We start from the raw sequence: 17738 nt of genomic DNA on the forward strand, positions 1-17738 counted from the left end.
AAGTAAAAAATATGTCAGAATTAGCGGTAAAAAATAATGCTCAGTATTACATTGATTTAGAAAATAAATATGGCGCTCACAACTATCATCCGTTGCCGGTTGTGTTGGAAAAAGGCGAAGGCGTATACGTTTGGGATGTGGAAGGGAAAAAATATTTCGATTTTTTATCTGCTTATTCTGCGGTGAATCAAGGTCATTCGCACCCGAAAATTGTTGATGCTTTGGTAAACCAAGCGCAAAAATTGGCATTGACTTCACGCGCTTTTTACAATTCAAATCTTGGTGAATACGAAAAAAAAATTACGACACTTTTCGGTTTTGATAAAGTTTTACCAATGAATTCTGGTGCGGAAGCCGTAGAAACTGCAGTAAAACTCGCCAGAAAATGGAGTTACGAAGTGAAAAATATTGCCGAAAATGCGGCTAAAATTATCGTTTGCGAAAACAATTTCCATGGTAGAACTACGACAATTGTTTCCTTTTCAAATGATCCGGACGCCAGCAAAAATTATGGTCCTTTTACACCGGGTTTTGTCAAAATTCCTTATAATGACATTTCTGCTTTAGAGGAAGCTTTGAAAAACGATGCGGATAATATCGCTGCGTTTTTGGTGGAACCAATCCAAGGTGAAGCTGGCGTTTTTGTGCCGGACGCAGGATATTTAAGACAAGCTGCTGATCTTTGTAAAAAATATAATGTGCTTTTCATTGCTGATGAAGTTCAAACCGGAATCGCAAGAACCGGAAAATTAATCGCGTGTTATCACGAAAATGTACAACCAGATATTTTGGTTCTCGGCAAGGCACTTTCCGGCGGTATGTACCCTGTTTCTGCGGTTTTGGCCAATGATAGCATTATGAATGTCATTAAGCCTGGTCAGCACGGTTCGACTTTCGGTGGAAATCCTATCGCGTGCGCCGTTGCATTAGCAGCTTTGGGCGTGGTAGAAAATGAAAATCTCTCCGAAAGAGCCGAAGAATTAGGAAAACTGTTTCGTTCTGAAATTGAAAAAGTAATCGAAAAAACCGAGCTTATCACAAAAGTTCGCGGAAAAGGTTTGCTGAATGCGATTTTAATCAATGATTCACCGGAAAGTTCTACCGCGTGGGATCTTTGCATGGAGCTGAAAAATAACGGTTTGCTCGCAAAACCAACACACGGCAACATAATTCGCCTCGCGCCGCCTTTGGTCATCACTGAGGAGCAGATTTTAGAATGTGTGAAAATTATCGAAAAAACGGTTTTGGAATTTAAGAAATAGAATCTTCCAGAATTTTTTCGTAGAAATTCAGGTAATTTTTCGCCATCGCTTTATAATCAAATTGTTTTACCCAATTTTTGATTTTTAGCGAAAATTCCTCTGGATTTTCGTGGTAAAATTTCATTTTTTCCCGATAAAATTTTGCCATCAATTTAGGTTCGAAATTTTTAAAATAAAAGGCGGAATCACCGCCAATTTCCGGTAAGCTGGTATATTCCGACAGGAAAACCGGCTTGCCAAATGCCATCGCTTCGATCGGCGGAATACCAAAACCTTCCGCCGTTGACGGATGACACATCGCCTCGCAGTTTTGGATCAATGCATATTTTTCTTCTTCTGAAATATTTTTCAGAAAATGAACGCGGTTTTCCAACTTCAGTTCTTTAATTTTATTCCGAACTTCTGTCGCATACGGTTCCTTTTCACCCGAAGCCACCAAAACCAAATCTTCTTCTAAAAACGGCAGCATTTCTACGAGTTTCAGCTGGTTTTTTTTGTCGAATAATACACCGATGTTCAGCATATATTTTTTAGCGGCTAAACACGCGAATTTCCCCAATTTGTATTTCCGGACTTCCGGCAGCTGAATTCCGTTATGGATGACTTCAACCTTTTTCAGCTTTTTTAGCCGGAAAAGCCCGATATTTTTTTCGAAATCAGCTTTTACAAACTGAGAAATGCAAACGATATAATCTGCGTATTCTAGATTTTTATTCAGCCTTAAAAGCAGCTTTTTTTTCTTTTTTTCAGGTAAATTTTCGTGCAGAAAATTCAGGTCGTGCAGCGTTACAATTTTTATAGAATTTTTATACTTCCGCGTAAAATACAGCGAAGCCTGATGACTGACGTGAATAATGTCGAATTTTTGACTGAAATTTTCGTAAATTTTATGAAGCCGTTTCCACTTTTTTTGCTCATTTAAGGGAAAATTTATCGTCGTAAAAACACCAAAATAGGTGAAATTAAAGTTGTGCTGAGTTTCTTCGATGCCGCGCGCCAGGTTTCTGAAAACATTTGCAATGCCGGAATGCGGTCGGCGAAGTCGCTCAAGATCAAGCAGAACTTTTACTTTCATCAATGTTTTAACCTTTAAATTTTAAGCAATATTTCATCAAACTTTTTTAAAGTTTAGTAAGCTCAAATATAATTTAAAAATTCAAAAATCGAAGCTGAGTATTTTCGCAAAACCAGATTTCAGAACATCTTGCGACATCAAGCCGATTTCTGTAGTTTTGAAGAAATCCTTTGAAAAATGCCGAAACGCTATCTTTTTTTTGTTTCACTTCCGTATTCGTATTCGATTTTGCGGCCTTTGCAGGATGAAATCTGGAAAAGGGGTGATGAGGTAGCCTGGTTTATCGAAAAACCGTGTGAAGTTTTGTTGACAAAAAAAGAAAAGCAAGTTCATACCATTCAGGAAGTTATGGATTATCAGCCGATCGCGGTGTTTGCGCCGGGAAATTACATCTATGATTTTTTTCCGGGTGTAAAAGTGGAAGTTTTTCACGGTTATGCCATGAAAAAACGCATTGAAAAAATCGACGATCATTTTACCATTCGTGGCTGGTTTGACATTTATTGCACCCAAGGCCCGAGCAGCACGGAATACTTTAAGAAATTAGAGAAGGAAAAAGGCTTTTTCAAAATTTATGAAACCGGTTGGTGTAAAGTCGATCCGTTTTTTTCCGTCGACCACAAAGTGGAAAATGAAAGGCCGCTGGTTCTTTATTCACCAACATTTACAAAAGGAATTTCCTCTGCTGAAGCGTTGCACGGCACACTTGAAAATTTGATGGAGACAAAACCCTGGGATTGGCTCATCACCTTTCATCCGAAATTGGATGATGCGGAACTTATTGAAAAATACCGTGCTTTAGCGGCAAAATTTCCAAATGTTACTTTTCAGCGGTTTAATGACGGCTTGGAAACTTTAAAGAAAATCGATGTGATGTTGTGTGACAGTTCTTCGATTATTATTGAAGCCATGCTTTTGGATAAACCTGTGGTGACTTATCGGAACACGCATCCGGGAAAACATTTAATCGATGTTTTGGATAAAAATGAAATAGGTAAAGCTTTGGAAAAAGCCCTGAAAAGACCCGAAAATCTTATGCAAGAAATCCATAAATATACACTGCATCATGAGGCGCACCGCGACGGCAAAAATTCCGAGCGCGTACTTTTTGCAGTGGACGATTTCATCGACAATTATCAGGGAAAATTAAAACCAAAACCTTTAAATTTAGTCCGAAAACTTAAACTGCGCTGGAAAACAAAATATTTTAAACTTAATGCCGGAAAAAAGGAAGAAAATTGCCCTGATTGTTCAGCGTTACGGCGTTGAAGTAAACGGCGGCGCAGAATTTCATGCGCGGATTCTAGCGGTGAAATTAGCGCAAAAATATGAAGTGGAAATTCTGACTTCCACCGCCATCAACAACCACGGTTGGGAAAATCATTATCAGCCCGGCGAAAGTTTTATCAATGAAATTAAAGTTCGCCGATTTCCAACTTTTGCCGAAAATAAGAGAAAAACCCGGGCTGCGCGACGAGCCATTTTTAAGAAGAAAAAGTATTTTAAAATTTTAAAATTCCTTGGAATTTTTAAAAAAGCTGATCAGCTTTTCAATTTATCTGAAGTTACAGAAGAAAATGTGGACGTCTGGTTGCGCGGTCAGGGACCTTACGTACCAGATTTGGTAGATTTTATTTCAGCAAATAAAGAAAAGTATGATGTCTTCATATTTTTCACCTATCTGTACTTTCCAACTGTTGAAGGAATGCCGCTTGTGTCGGAAAAAAGTATTTTTATTCCAACCGCGCACGACGAACCGATTTTGTACACGAAACCGTACGAAAATCTTTTTTCTGTCCCGAAATTTATCATGTATAATACGGAAAGTGAAAAGCAGCTTGTTGAAAACAACTTTCCGAATATTGCCCAAAATTCAGAGATTGCCGGTGTCGGAATTTCCCCGTTTGAGGGTGAAAAAGTTAATCTTCCCGCGGAAATTATTCCGAACAAATATTTCATTTATATTGGACGCATCGAGGCTGCAAAAGGTTGCGATTTGGTTATTCACCATTTTCTGGAATTCCAGAAAAAATACCCAAAATACCGGGAATTTAAACTGGTGCTCGTCGGGAAAAATCATATGAAAAAAAGTTACCGGAATAGCTCGGTAATTTTTGCAGGTTTTGTGACCGAAGAAGAAAAGCACGCTTATTTGACCAAAGCACTCGCGATGATTATGCCGTCTTTTTACGAAAGTCTTTCGATGGTGACTTTGGAGGCGATGGTAGAAAAAAAACTGGTGATTGTGAACGGAAATTGCGATGTTTTAAAAAGCCACGTGCAGCGCAGTGGCGTGGGGAAAAGTTATACTACAAAAGAAGAATTTTTCCAGGCGCTGCAGTTTTACATTGAGCAAAGCGAGACAGAAAGGGAAATTGAAGCTGAAATAGCGCAGAATTACGTTTTGGAAAATTATTCCTGGAAATCGGTATTGCAAAAATTCGATGATGCCATCGAATTTGTAACAAAATCTTAAATGTAAATTAAAAAAAATATGCCGCTATAACGGCATATTTTTATTTTCTTTCGTAATCGTCTTGGAGGCGTACAATGTCGTCTTCTCCGAAATACGTTCCTGTTTGAACTTCTATAAAAACTACGAGCTTATCACTTTGATTCATAATGCGGTGCTTTGCACCTTGCGGAATAAATATACTTTCACCATAAGACAGCAAAATTTCTTTGTCATCCAAAATCACCGTGGCGTCACCTTCCACAATCGTCCACTGTTCCTGTCTTTTATGATGAAATTGGTAAGACAGGCGATGGCCCGGCTGTACTTCAATTCGCTTTAATTTATAATGTGGTTCATCTACCAAAACAAAATATTTTCCCCAGGGTCTTTCACCAATTTCTAACATACTCTCAAAATTTCTAGCGAATGTAGTTAAAATATTTTTTTAGAACCAAAAATGAAATTAAATCTTCCATATTTTTATTATTAAACTGAGCCCGATATATCTTAGCATTTTCAATGATGTTTTTGGCTTCATTTGGGTGATCGAGGTAATACTGAAGTCTTTCGTCCAGATTTTGGTAATCGTCATCAATGCAAAGGTAGTGCTCATTAGCAACCAGCTTTCCTTCCATATACCAAGTTTCCATTTTCAACTTTGGAGTTACAGCGATTGAATTTGAGGACATAATCCATTTTAGATTTGTTGCGACGTCATTTCCCTCCAAACTAAGAATAAATTTGTAATCTAAATGTTCTTTAATAGGCATCTTTGGCTTAATCCATTCTGCGCGGCCGCCGGTTTTATTAATTTGACCAAGATTACAGATGGGCGATTGAAAATACTGATTATAAAAATCAATCCTGTGTTGTTGGTGTACTGCAGCACGGCCAACTAATTTGTTTTTTTTAGTATTTAGTGGTTTATCATTTTCAACTGATACAAAATGCCGTATTTTATTCAAATTGAGCAGAATATTATTCTGATTATCTTCGGAAATAGGTCGACTTTTCGCAATCATGGGAAATGGTAAAATCGTATTTACATCTCCAAAAGTAAAGTCAATCAGCAGATTTTTATCAAAATATTTTGCGTATTTATAGGTGTCAAAATAATATACTTTCTTTTTTTTAGGAGATAATAAATCTTTTATACGGGTTCCGTTGTGAGGAACAGGTGTCGGTTCCGAAATTTTATTATAATAATCTACCCGAAAGTCTACTGTTTTCAATTGTTCCGCAGATAAATTTTTCCGTAAATCCTTAATTTTGCGTTCCAATTCTTGATGTGGAAGCAATCTGGCAGAAAAACCTTTGAGATAAAATAGAAGTTTGTTTTGTTTTTTAATTTTTGCCATTATACAAAATTACCTAAATTTCTAAAACGCGCTAAATTTTCAGTAAATTTGCCTCTTAAAATTTTACAGAAAATGAGCAAAGTTAGAGTGCGTTTTGCGCCGAGTCCAACCGGGCCTTTACATTTAGGTGGCGTACGAACTGCCTTATATGATTATCTTTTTGCTAAAAGTCAGGGCGGCGATTTCGTTTTGAGAATTGAAGATACCGATACCGCGCGTTACGTGGAAGGTGCGGAAGAATATATTATGGAAGCGCTGGAATGGTGCGGAATTATCCCCGATGAAAGCCCAAAACAAGGCGGAAAATATGCGCCGTACCGTCAGTCTGAAAGACGTGAAATTTACGATCGTCATCTGGTAGAACTTCTCAAAACCGATTATGCTTATCTGGCATTTGACACCACTGAAGAACTGGACGAAATCCGGAAAGAATTCGAACAGAACGGCGATGTTTTCGCTTATAACTATATCACCAGAAACCGCCTGAAAAACTCAATTACGCTTTCTGCAGATGAAGTTCAGAAGCTTCTCGCAGCTCAGGTTCCTTATGTTGTGCGTTTTAAAATGCCGGTGGACCGCGTTTTAAATCTTGAAGACATTATCCGCGGAAAATTTGCGGTGAACACCAATACTTTAGATGATAAAGTTTTGGTGAAAAATGACGGAATGCCAACTTACCATTTCGCGAATATTGTTGATGATCACGAGATGGAAATTTCGCACGTCATCCGTGGTGAAGAATGGTTGCCGTCGCTTGGTTTGCACTATTTGTTATACGAAGCAATGGGTTGGGAAAAGCCGCAGTTCGCGCATTTATCTTTAATTCTGAAGCCCGAAGGAAAAGGAAAATTAAGCAAAAGAGATGGTGATAAATTCGGTTTTCCGGTATTTCCGTTGAATTTTAAAGATCCTGAAACCGGAAATATTTCGAAAGGTTACCGCGAAGAAGGTTATTTGCCAGATGCCTTCATCAATATGGTAGCGCTTTTGGGCTGGAGTCCCGCTAACGACCGTGAAATTCTGACTTTAGAGGAAATGGTTCAGGAATTTGATCTGCACAAGGTTCATAAAGCCGGCGCCAGGTTTTCAAAAGAAAAAGCGGAATGGTTTAATCAGCAATATTTAAAATCAAAATCTGACGAAGAAGTTTTGGAATTACTAAAATCTTCAAAAGATTTAGATTTATCGAATTCCGGTGACGAAAAACTGCTGAAAGTAATTTCATTAATGAAAGAGCGTGCAACTTTCCCGAAAGACATTTATGAAGATGGAAAATTCTTCTTCGAAGCTCCGACAAATTATGACGAAAAAGCCGTTAAAAAAGCCTGGAGCGAAAGCGCGAAATCATTAATGATAATTTTAGCCGCTCAAATGGCAAATTTTTCATTTTCAGCCGAAGGACTGAAACAGGAAATTCATGATTTTGCTGAAAGTCAAAATACAGGTATGGGAAAAGTAATGATGCCGCTGCGCCTGTGTTTGGTTGGTGAACTGAAAGGTCCGGATGTGCCTGATATTATGCAAATCCTTGGAAAAGATGAATGTGCCGCCAGGATTCAAAATGCGGTGAATAATATTCCCTGATTTCCTAGAATTTTCCCTAAATTTGACTCATAATTTGTAATAACTGAAATGGAATACTTAAGTTTTGAACTTCCGATTAAGGATCTGATGGATCAGTATCAAACCTGTTCATTGGTGGGCGAAGAAAGTGGGGTAGACGTAAAGCTCGCCTGTTCGCAAATCGAGGATAAAATTATAGAAAAGAAAAAAGAAATTTATCATAACCTTACGCCGTGGCAGCGCGTGCAGCTTTCGCGTCACCCGGACCGGCCGTATACGTTAGATTTCATCAAAGGAATTACAGATAAAGACAGTTTCCTGGAACTGCACGGCGACCGAAATTTTGCGGATGATCCGGCAATGATTGGCGGTTTAGCAACCATCGACGGACAACGAGTGATGATTATCGGAACGCAAAAAGGTCGTACAACTAAGGAAAGACAACACCGAAGATTTGGCATGTCCAATCCCGAAGGTTACCGAAAAGCTTTAAGATTGATGAAATTGGCGGAAAAATTCCATATTCCTGTAATTTCTTTAATCGATACACCGGGAGCTTATCCTGGTTTGGAAGCTGAAGAACGCGGGCAAGGTGAAGCAATTGCCAGAAATATCTTCGAAATGACCATGCTGAAAACGCCGATTTTCGTGTACATCATTGGTGAAGGTGCCAGCGGAGGCGCTTTGGGAATTGGTGTGGGAAATAAAGTTTATATGCTTGAAAACACCTGGTACACCGTAATTGCACCGGAAAGTTGCTCTTCCATTTTATGGAGAAACTGGGATCACAAGGAAGACGCCGCAAATGCTTTAAAACTTACGCCCAATGATGCTTTACACGAAAAATTTATTGATGGAATTATCGAAGAACCGCTTGGTGGTGCACATTACGATCCAAAAGTTGCTTATGAGCATTTGAAAACTTCGATTTTACAAAACATCAAAGCTTTTTCGAAATTCACCGGTAAAGAACTTGAAACGCAAAGACAAGATAAATTCATTGCCATGGGCCAGTTTAAAGGTTAATTTCGCTTTTAGAAAAAACAAAAAATCCTGCCGTTTAGCAGGATTTTTTTATTTAAAATAACAGAATTATTCGAAAAGTTCGGAAGTGTCCAGAACAGTTACTTTTCCGTCTTCACAGCGAATTGCTTCGCCCGGGAAATTCTGAATCATGTGATAATCGTGCGTCGCCATTACTACTGCAGAACCATTTTCAACTGCAACCTGCTTCAATAAAGTCATAATTTCGTTCGAAGTTTCCGGATCCAGGTTTCCGGTGGGCTCATCAGCAAGAATCAATTCGGGGTGGTTTAAAAGCGCACGCGCAATTGCTATACGCTGTTGCTCACCACCTGAAAGTTCATGCGGCATTTTATGCTTTTTCGATTTCATACCAACGCTTGCCAAAACTTCATTAATCCGGTCATCAATTTTTGTTTTGTCGTCCCAGCCTGTAGCTTCCAAAACGAAACGAAGATTTTTTTCTACAGTTCGGTCCGGTAAAAGCTGAAAATCCTGGAAAACAATTCCAAGTTTGCGGCGTAAATTCGGAATGTCCGAAGTGCGGAGTTTTTCTAAGTCGAAACCCGCAATATTTCCCTGGCCGCCGGTGAGCGGAATGTGCCCGTAAATGGTTTTTAAAAGCGAACTTTTACCTGAACCGGTTTTCCCGATGAGGTAGCAAAAACGGCCTTTTTTAATATTTAAGTTAACATCGTTCAGAACGGTAAAATTTTTCTGGGCAATTTTGGCATTTTTTAGCCGGATAACATCCTGTCCTTCCTGATAAGTATGTGGCATATAAAGTACAATTGAATTAAAGTAAATGCATGTGCTGCAATAGCCCACCAAAAGTAAATAAAACTTTCTTTGCGTGCTACAATTTAGCAAATTTTAACAAACAAAAAATGCCTGAAAAGAAACTTTTCAAGCATAATTTTATATGATAATTCCTGAGATTATCTCTTAGCGCGCTGTGCACTTACAGTTAAACTCTTTCTGCCTTTCGCTCTTCTAGCAGCCAACACTCTTCTTCCGTTTGGAGTAGACATTCTTTCACGGAAACCGTGTTTGTTTCTTTTTTTTCTTTCAGATGGTTGAAATGTTCTTTTTGGCATTGCGATTATTTTTAGTAAAAACTATATCTTATTTTCAGATTGCAAAGATAGAAAACTTTTTACTTTCTGCAAATTTAAAAGTAAATTTTTTAGGTTAATAACCGGTAAAATTTATTGCTTTAAAAACAGCAGATTTTTTTCTTTCAGCACATTCAAATATGAATCAAATTAAAAGCCGGCAACCAAAAAATAAAAACAAACCTTATCTTTGCCTTTCTAAAAATTTACCTCACCAATGTTTACAGCTGCAGAACTTACCGATATCCAAAATCTACTCACTCCGGACAAAAAAATCGTCATTATCACCCATTATAATCCCGATGGCGACGCAATTGGTTCCAGTTTAGGCTTGCAGCATTTTCTGAAAAATAAAGGTCTTGAATCTGATGTAATCGTGCCGAACGATTTTCCGAAATTCCTTAAATGGATGCCCGGCGCAAAGCAAGTCATCATCGCAGATTATAAGCGGAAAGTTGCCGGCGAAGCCATTCATAATGCTGATATCATTTTTATTTTAGATTTCAATGCCTCGCACCGAAGTGGAAATCTGGTAGGTCCCTGGATCGAAAAGGCGCGCGCCACAAAAATTCTCGTCGATCATCACCAGCAGCCGGAAGATTTTGATTTCGTGTATTCCGATGTGAAAGTTCCCGCAACCTGCCAGATGGTTTACCATTTTATTCAGGGTTTGGAAGAGGAAAATTTGGTCGATCAAAATGTGGCGGAATGTCTTTACACGGGAATTATGACCGATACCGGCGGTTTCCGTTTTCGTTCTACAAGCGCGACCACACATCGGATTGTGGCCAACTTAATTGAAAATGGTGCAGATCCTGCAATGATTACTTCGAAAACCTGGGATACAAATACCGTTTCTCGGCTTCATTTGCTGGCATTGATTTTAGGCAGAATTGAAGTCGTGAAAGACGGAAAAGTTGCCATTCTTTGGTTAAAACGCGAGGAACTGAAAGAATATGGCTTCCAGAAAGGCGACACCGAAGGTTTTGTAAACTACGGCTTAAGCATTATGGGAACGCAGGTTTCTGCGTTTTTTATGGAAGATTTATATGAAGATTTCATTAAAATTTCTTTCCGTTCAAAAGATGATGTTGATGTTAACCAATTTTCCCGAAAATATTTCAACGGCGGCGGACACATCAATGCGGCGGGTGGAAAATATTTCAAAACGATTGAAGAAACCATCGAAGATTTTAAAGAGAAAATCACCGACGAAGAATTTTAAAAAATAAAAAAGGTTGCCTGCAAAGACAACCTTTTTTTCGCCGCTATTTGGGCATTTTTTTCAAAACTTACAGCACGAAATGTTTTGGTAAATGGTGCAGAAGTTCGGTATTAATGATGGCTGCGCAGACTTCCGGTTTTTCCCAGTGTCCGTTGTGGCCCGAATCTAAAACGTAAGATTTGATATTGGTTTTATCCGGCAAATTTTTCAGCAATTCTTCGGTTTTTACGGCGTTATCGTGTTTTCCGGCGATAACCAGAATCTTATTTTCAAAATTCTGGATTAAAGAAGTTTTATCCGTTCTTTCAATCATTCCTTTCACTGCGGCAATTACACCTGAATTTTCGGTGCTCAGGGCGATTTTTTTTGCAATTTCTATTTTGGCTTCCAGGAAATCTTTTTCGTTTGGGTTAAAAAGATTCGGAATTCCCGCATTTACATAACCGGGATAAGCTTCTTTAATAATTCTTAAACTTTTCTGGCGCTGTTCTTTTTTCTCATCGTCATCAGCCAGATAATTTGAAAAAAATAAGGTTAAACTTTTTAAAACTTCCGGATATTTTTCCGCGAAAGCGAGCGAAACATAACCGCCCATGGAATGACCTAAAAGGTGGAATTTATCCAATTTTAAAAAATCGGTAATTTCTTTCACTTTTTCCGCCATAAATTCCATCGTGTGCGTTTCGTGGTAAACTTTCGAACTGCCATGTCCCGGCAAATCGATTTTAATCAGTGAAAATTTATCGGACAGAAATTTTTCCATTTCGTCCCAAATGGAGAGGTTTTCCATAAAACCGTGCAGCAAAACCAAGTTTTCTTTTCCGCTTCCAGAAGTTTTGAAATTCAGCATAATTTAGATTTTTTTAGAAATGAATGTCAATGTAATCAACAAAACCTTCGCCATTTATTTTGTTCTGAAGGCGCCAAAAATTCCCCTTTTTTTCATCAAAAAAAGTGGTTTTACCGGTGCGTTTATAAATTTCACCGTTGATGTTTTGTGTAATTTCACCTTCAAAATTAAGATGCCTTTCAGAAACTCTTCTTATTTTTCCCTCGATTTTCAATGAGTTTTTTCCGGATTTCGCGCTGCCTTCAACCTCATATTTATCGCCACCGTTCGCTTTAAAAAAAATACCGCCATAAAACGGCAAATTTTCGTCATTTGAAAAACTGAGTTGATGTTTTCCCGCTAAGTTGTGGAATTTGTTTTTGCTGTTTTTCAGCGCGATGCTGTCATTAATTTTTGTTCTGATGACATTCAGCGATTCAATTCTTCTGTGTTCCGCGGTAATCAGCGGGTCTTCCACGGTTTCTTTTTGTGTGCAGGAAATGAAAAAAAGTGCCCAAATAGCGGCTAAAAAATATTTCATGCTTTACATTTTGGTTTTGGAATCCATCACAATGGTTACAGGCCCGTCGTTGCTGATTTCAACTTTCATATCCGCGCCGAAAATTCCGCTTTCTATTTTTAAACCGGATTTTGCAAGTTCCGCTTTGAAAAATTCAAATAATGGAATTGCAACATCAGGTTTGGCAGCTTTGATGAAGGAAGGTCGGTTGCCTTTTTTATAATCGGCGATTAAGGTAAACTGGCTGATGCAAAGGATTTCACCCGAAATATCCAAAACCGATTTGTTTAATTTTCCGTCTTCATCACCAAAAATTCGAAGGTTTAAAGTCTTCTGCGTAAGCCATTCCGCATCAGTTTTCGCGTCGTCTTCATCAATGCCGATTAAAAGGCAAAGACCGGCGGCAATTTCACCCACGATTTTTCCGTCTACTTGAATGGAAGATTTGGAAACACGCTGAATAACTGCTTTCATAAAAATTAAAAAATCTTAGTAAGAAACCGATAAAATATTGGAATTGCGATCGTAGCTGTAGGGATAAGTTTTCGGTGGAACGGTGGCGATTTTGATGGGTTCGCCGGTTAATAAAATCCATTCCGCACCGTCTTTCGCGCAGGTAATTTTAATGTTTTCAACCACGTTCAGCGTAGTATTTGCATCGGGGCAAATGTGCGGCGCGTTCCGGTCGTAAACTTTGTAGCCTGTTGTGGTACGAACCACGATTAAACCGCGTGTTCCGGATTGCTGCTCATCAACATAAATCCAACCGCCAACAGATTGTAAATTAAAATAAGCGGGAAGATTGAGGTTTAAAACAACATTTATCGGAGTTTCGGGAAAACAGCTGACGGTTTCGCGACGATCTGCGCAGGACTGCAGATTTAAAAGACTGAAAATGAGAATTATTGTGCCGAAAAGCCGGTAAAAAATGTATTTCATGTAAAATAAATTTATATCTTTGTGAAACAAATCACCCATAAACAGTGTCCGACAAATGTCGGATTATTTTTTTATACTAACGCTAAATATTAGAAGCTATGGCAAGTTACGTCACCAAAGAAGGTTTAGACAAAATGAAGGCGGAATTGGAGAAGCTGGAAACAATAGAAAGACCAAAGATCACGCAGCAGATTGCAGAAGCCCGCGACAAAGGAGATCTTTCTGAAAACGCCGAATACGACGCGGCTAAAGAAGCACAGGGAATGTTGGAAATGAAGATTTCTAAACTGAAAGACATCATCATCAATGCTAAAGTGATTGACGAAAGCCAGCTTGATATTTCAAAAGTTTCTATTTTGACCACGGTTCGTTTGAAAAATAATGCCACAAAAGCTGAGCAGAAATTCACTTTGGTTCCTGATAACGAAAGCGATATTAAAACCGGAAGAATATCAGTGAACACGCCGATTGCGAAAGGTTTGTTAGGAAAAGTTGTAGGTGAAACCGCAGAAATTGTTTTGCCAAACGGTAATAAACTTTCATTCGATATTTTAGAAATTTCACTTTAGAAATTATGAAAATATGCTGTTTTAGCAGCGAATTTTTTGTGAAATAAAATTAATAAAACCTTAACTGAACTATTATTTCAGATTTTGTAAATTTGTACCCGCGCTTCGGCGTGGGTTTTTTAATTTAAAATATCAAAAATGGCATCTATTTTCACGAAGATTGTAAAAGGAGAAATTTCGGCGTATGTAATTGCTGAAGATGCTGAAAATCTGGCCTTTTTAGATGCGATGCCGCTGGTGGAAGGTCATACTTTGGTCATACCGAAGGAAGAAACAGATTTTATTTTCGATCTGGAATCGGAAGCATATAAAAATCTTTGGGCTTTCGCGCAGAAAGTGGCAAAAAAATTGGAAGTAGCTTATCCGGCTAAAAGAATTGCTGTGGCAGTTGTGGGTCTGGAAGTTCCGCACGCGCATATTCACCTCATCCCGATTTCGAAAATGGAAGATATGAATTTCAAAAACGCGCGTTTAGAATTTTCTGAAGAGGAATACAAGAGAATCCAACAACGCATCGTTAACTCCGAAGCGCTTAACCTTTAAAAAAAATTATTTTTAATAATATTATATGAATTCAAACCAATGTTCTTTTTGCGGTAAGAAACGAAATGAAGTTCAAATGTTAATTTCCGGAAACGACGGATTTATCTGCGAAGAGTGTATTGAACAGGCTCATGGAATTGTAAAGGAAACTTCAACGAAAAATGGGGTTTTCCCGGCAAATACTATGGAAGAGTTAAAGAAACCGATGGAAATAAAAAAGTTCCTGGATCAGTATGTTATTGGTCAGGATCAGGCAAAAAAGCAGCTTTCCATCGCGGTTTACAACCATTATAAAAGATTACTTCACGCACAGGATGAAAACCGTGAAGTGGAGATTGAAAAATCGAATATCATCATGATCGGTGAAACCGGAACCGGGAAAACGCTTCTGGCTAAAACCATCGCTAAAGAACTAAATGTTCCTTTCTGTATCGTTGATGCAACCATTCTTACCGAAGCGGGTTATGTTGGTGAAGATGTAGAAAGCATACTTTCCCGACTTTTGATGGTCGCGGATTACGACGTGCAAAAAGCGGAACGTGGAATTGTTTTCATTGATGAAATCGACAAAATTGCGCGCAAATCTGATAACCCAAGTATTACGCGTGATGTTTCCGGCGAAGGTGTGCAGCAAGGTTTGCTTAAATTACTGGAAGGCAGCATTGTAAACGTTCCACCGCAAGGGGGAAGAAAACATCCGGATCAGAAATACATTCAGGTTAATACCCAAAATATCCTGTTTATTGCCGGTGGGGCTTTTGACGGAATTAAGGAAATTATTGAACGTCGATTGAACAAACAGGCTATTGGTTTCAGCGCCGATAAAATAAATAAAGTTGATGAAGACGACTATATTTTAAAGCAAATCAATGCAATCGATCTTCGAAAATTCGGCCTTATTCCGGAACTTTTAGGAAGATTCCCGATCATTACCTATCTCGAAAAACTGACAAAAGAAACGATGTTGAGGATTATGAAAGAGCCTAAAAACTCTATCATCAACCAGTTTGTAGAGCTTTTCAAAATGGATGGGGTAGAACTTTCCTTTACTGATGAAGCTTTGGAGATGATTGTGGAAGAAACCAACGAAAAAGGTTTGGGCGCGCGTGGACTTCGCGGTACTACGGAAAAAGTTTTGGAAGATTATATGTTTGATATCGATGCCGAAAAGAAAGTTGCTGTAACCAAGGAAAACATTTCATTTTAAAGTTTTTGATGGTATAATTATTGGTGTGTTCAAAAAAATAGTATATTTGTAGCTCAGGCTTATTTTTTAAAAACACAAACACTACTTATAATGAAAAAAAATCTATTAACTGTAGGATTTTTGTCGTTAAGTTTATCAATGAGTGCCCAGGCACTTATTCATGTTGATAATGGCGGCAATTTCTATGTTGGCGAATATGCCTTAGTATACAACGGCGGCGGTATTCAGACCAAAGGAAACGGTATCATTGATTTGCATGGAAATTTAATGATTGTCGGCGATGCAACTGACGGTATTAGAACGTATGATGCCGCAGGGATCGGTGAAAAAACGGATGGCCGTAACATCATTGTTCGTATAAATTCACCATTAGCCGTTGACGCTACTAGTTACGGGCAACTTTACATTGATGGAATTCCCCAGAGTAATATTACTGGGATTGTTGACAGAGAATACAAAACTCTAAAACATGGTACTTACCAGCAGGTTGCACTTCCGTTTTTCAATAAACCAATGGCTTCCCTGGATTCAGAATTAGGTAAAAACTTTACCGATGTTCGACGGTCCCAAAATGAAATTCTTATTTGGGATAATGACAATGTGGAAGCTGATAATTTCAGCACAAGTAATTTTACGTTAAAGGGAACGACTTACTATATGTTAGGTTCCAAGGACTTTAATTCAGCTAGTCCTCTTGTCGGTGATGTGTTCACTTTAAGAGGAATTCCATTTGCAAATGGTGTGAAAGAAACGATGGTAAATGCCGGAGCAGAAGTTGATTTCGGACCAACAGGGAATATGAGAAACTCATATAGTGAGCCGTATAACACGTACCTGCAAGATGCTTGGGATGCGCAGTTAGTAGCTCCGGGAGCAACTCCTTATTCTGTTCCTACCTACGGGAAAAATATTTATCAGTACGGAAATCCATACCTCGTTAACTTAGATTTGAAATTTATTGGACGAGTTGAAAGTGGTGCAACAACAGATGGAAATAATATAAGTGCAATTCAAGGTATAAGATTAGATCCGGGCGGTGTTGTTTCAAATGAAGCAGGCGCAACGTGGTCTGTAAATGCCGATATTATAAGTTTCACAAATGATGGGTTTAGTCCTATTCCTGTAGGGGACGTGGATGTATCCATTCAGCCAATGGAAGCTATTGCGATCAAATTAAGAAATAACGATCCTGAGGTCGGTTCTAACCGAACTTTAAATTTTGATGGTTTACGCCGGTTTAACCCAGGTTCACGAAATAACAGCACTCCATACAGTCCAACGGCGGAAAAGATGGTTGGAACAAGCACTGTTAAGCAATTAGGCGTAATTGCGTTAGATGCGAACGGAAAAGAAATGTCTAGAGCATATTACGTGGTTTACGAAAACGGTACAACCGGACATTCTTCAAAATCTACGACACAAGCAGTTCTAGGTAGCCAAAATATTATTGGTACTTATGAAGAAGATGCTGTAAATGGCGGTATTGACGATAAGGTAAAAGATGCATACTGGCTTTATATTAATGAAGCAAATGAAAAAGACTTTTTTGGAAAAGCTATACCTTTGATGCTTTATAACCGCGATATTAAATCTCTTAAATTTGAAATCAGAGAAAACGCGGAGTTAATCGATAAAGGTCAGCACACATTATCTACAGGAATTGGTTTTTATTATAAAGATACCAACGGAGAAATAAAGGAAGCTTCGCAAAACTCTATAGTTCCTGTAAGAGGTGATAAATACAGCTTATTTTACGGTAAAGCTACAACTTCTCTCGGAACAGATAACGTAGTGAAACCAAGCAGAACAAGAGTAGTTTACAATCCAAGTACGGACGGTTTCTTTGTAAGGTTTGATCCAAACTGGAAAAAAGCGGATGTTCAGGTTTATGATATGAGCGGAAAGCTTATTATTTCCAACAAAAATGTTGAAACCGGCAGTGATTACAATTTAAAATTAAGCAAACAAAACAGCGCATATATTGTGACAGCGCTTTCAGAAACTGGCGAAAAATTCAGTACAAAAATTATCAGATAATTCTTAAAAAGGTTAAAT

Annotated in this window: 19 protein-coding genes; 10 read left to right on the top strand and 9 right to left on the bottom strand. The window is 38.4% G+C overall.

What is annotated here, in order from left to right; genetic code table 11:
- Positions 1-11: 11 nt before the first annotated feature.
- The gene (gene rocD / locus BMZ55_RS09220; RefSeq protein ID WP_089820087.1) at positions 12-1262 is read left to right on the top strand and encodes an ornithine--oxo-acid transaminase; all 1251 of its coding nucleotides are present in this window, start codon (positions 12-14) and stop codon (positions 1260-1262) included.
- Here the strand turns inward: rocD and BMZ55_RS09225 are convergent.
- On the bottom strand, positions 1252-2337 hold the full coding sequence (locus BMZ55_RS09225) for a glycosyltransferase family 4 protein (RefSeq protein ID WP_089820088.1): 1086 nt from the start codon (positions 2335-2337) through the stop codon (positions 1252-1254). The genes rocD and BMZ55_RS09225 overlap by 11 nt on opposite strands.
- A 177-nt stretch (positions 2338-2514) precedes the next feature.
- On the opposite strand from BMZ55_RS09225, the gene BMZ55_RS09230 reads away from it, so the two are divergent.
- Together BMZ55_RS09230 and BMZ55_RS09235 are read left to right on the top strand one after the other, a co-directional pair.
- Positions 2515-3606, top strand: coding sequence for a CDP-glycerol glycerophosphotransferase family protein (locus BMZ55_RS09230; RefSeq protein WP_089820089.1), 1092 nt, complete (start codon positions 2515-2517; stop codon positions 3604-3606).
- The gene (locus tag BMZ55_RS09235; protein ID WP_089820090.1) at positions 3554-4813 is read left to right on the top strand and encodes a glycosyltransferase family 4 protein; all 1260 of its coding nucleotides are present in this window, start codon (positions 3554-3556) and stop codon (positions 4811-4813) included. The genes BMZ55_RS09230 and BMZ55_RS09235 overlap by 53 nt, the downstream gene beginning before the upstream one ends.
- Before the next feature lie 40 nt (positions 4814-4853).
- On the opposite strand, the gene BMZ55_RS09240 is transcribed toward BMZ55_RS09235, so the two are convergent.
- Positions 4854-5198, bottom strand: a complete 345-nt coding sequence (locus tag BMZ55_RS09240; protein ID WP_089820091.1) for a phosphomannose isomerase type II C-terminal cupin domain — start codon at positions 5196-5198, stop codon at positions 4854-4856.
- A gap of 13 nt (positions 5199-5211) precedes the next feature.
- Complete coding sequence (locus tag BMZ55_RS09245) at positions 5212-6150, bottom strand: glycosyl transferase family 90 (RefSeq protein ID WP_089820092.1); 939 nt, start codon at positions 6148-6150, stop codon at positions 5212-5214.
- Positions 6151-6222: 72 nt separating this feature from the next.
- On the opposite strand from BMZ55_RS09245, the gene gltX reads away from it, so the two are divergent.
- Both gltX and BMZ55_RS09255 read left to right on the top strand, forming a co-directional pair.
- A complete protein-coding gene (gene gltX, locus BMZ55_RS09250; RefSeq protein WP_089820178.1) occupies positions 6223-7734 on the top strand; it encodes a glutamate--tRNA ligase in 1512 nt (503 codons plus the stop codon).
- Positions 7735-7782: 48 nt separating this feature from the next.
- On the top strand, positions 7783-8739 hold the full coding sequence (locus BMZ55_RS09255) for an acetyl-CoA carboxylase carboxyltransferase subunit alpha (RefSeq protein ID WP_039341232.1): 957 nt from the start codon (positions 7783-7785) through the stop codon (positions 8737-8739).
- A 66-nt stretch (positions 8740-8805) separates the two neighbouring features.
- Here BMZ55_RS09255 and BMZ55_RS09260 read toward each other — a convergent pair whose 3' ends face one another.
- Together BMZ55_RS09260 and rpmH are read right to left on the bottom strand one after the other, a co-directional pair.
- Positions 8806-9516, bottom strand: coding sequence for a cell division ATP-binding protein FtsE (locus BMZ55_RS09260; RefSeq protein WP_039341229.1), 711 nt, complete (start codon positions 9514-9516; stop codon positions 8806-8808).
- Positions 9517-9674: 158 nt separating this feature from the next.
- Entirely contained in the window at positions 9675-9833 is a 159-nt protein-coding gene (gene rpmH, locus BMZ55_RS09265) for a 50S ribosomal protein L34 (protein WP_084060812.1), read from the bottom strand.
- 235 nt (positions 9834-10068) lie between these two features.
- Here rpmH and BMZ55_RS09270 point away from each other — a divergent pair, with 235 nt between their 5' ends.
- Complete coding sequence (locus BMZ55_RS09270; protein WP_089820093.1) at positions 10069-11076, top strand: DHH family phosphoesterase; 1008 nt, start codon at positions 10069-10071, stop codon at positions 11074-11076.
- 67 nt (positions 11077-11143) lie between these two features.
- Here BMZ55_RS09270 and BMZ55_RS09275 read toward each other — a convergent pair whose 3' ends face one another.
- From BMZ55_RS09275 to BMZ55_RS09290, 4 genes are read right to left on the bottom strand one after another with little or no spacing between them, the layout of a single operon-like run.
- Positions 11144-11926: an alpha/beta fold hydrolase gene (locus tag BMZ55_RS09275; protein ID WP_089820094.1), complete on the bottom strand. Its 783-nt coding sequence runs from the start codon at positions 11924-11926 to the stop codon at positions 11144-11146.
- A 13-nt stretch (positions 11927-11939) separates the two neighbouring features.
- Positions 11940-12446, bottom strand: coding sequence for a hypothetical protein (locus BMZ55_RS09280; protein WP_089820095.1), 507 nt, complete (start codon positions 12444-12446; stop codon positions 11940-11942).
- A gap of 3 nt (positions 12447-12449) precedes the next feature.
- A complete protein-coding gene (dtd, locus tag BMZ55_RS09285; RefSeq protein WP_089820096.1) occupies positions 12450-12899 on the bottom strand; it encodes a D-aminoacyl-tRNA deacylase in 450 nt (149 codons plus the stop codon).
- 15 nt (positions 12900-12914) lie between these two features.
- A complete protein-coding gene (locus tag BMZ55_RS09290) occupies positions 12915-13364 on the bottom strand; it encodes a Rieske (2Fe-2S) protein (protein ID WP_089820179.1) in 450 nt (149 codons plus the stop codon).
- Between the two features lie 98 nt (positions 13365-13462).
- Between BMZ55_RS09290 and greA the strand changes: the two genes are divergently transcribed.
- From greA to BMZ55_RS09310, 4 genes are all read left to right on the top strand, one after another.
- Positions 13463-13933, top strand: coding sequence for a transcription elongation factor GreA (gene greA / locus BMZ55_RS09295; RefSeq protein WP_039341210.1), 471 nt, complete (start codon positions 13463-13465; stop codon positions 13931-13933).
- A 138-nt stretch (positions 13934-14071) separates the two neighbouring features.
- On the top strand, positions 14072-14476 hold the full coding sequence (locus tag BMZ55_RS09300) for an HIT family protein (protein ID WP_089820097.1): 405 nt from the start codon (positions 14072-14074) through the stop codon (positions 14474-14476).
- A 25-nt stretch (positions 14477-14501) separates the two neighbouring features.
- Positions 14502-15683: an ATP-dependent Clp protease ATP-binding subunit ClpX gene (gene clpX / locus BMZ55_RS09305; RefSeq protein ID WP_089820098.1), complete on the top strand. Its 1182-nt coding sequence runs from the start codon at positions 14502-14504 to the stop codon at positions 15681-15683.
- A gap of 90 nt (positions 15684-15773) precedes the next feature.
- A complete protein-coding gene (locus tag BMZ55_RS09310; RefSeq protein ID WP_089820099.1) occupies positions 15774-17720 on the top strand; it encodes a T9SS type A sorting domain-containing protein in 1947 nt (648 codons plus the stop codon).
- Positions 17721-17738: the final 18 nt, after the last annotated feature.

Source organism: Kaistella treverensis, from assembly GCF_900114045.1.
GTDB classification, from domain to species: Bacteria; Bacteroidota; Bacteroidia; order Flavobacteriales; family Weeksellaceae; genus Kaistella; species Kaistella treverensis.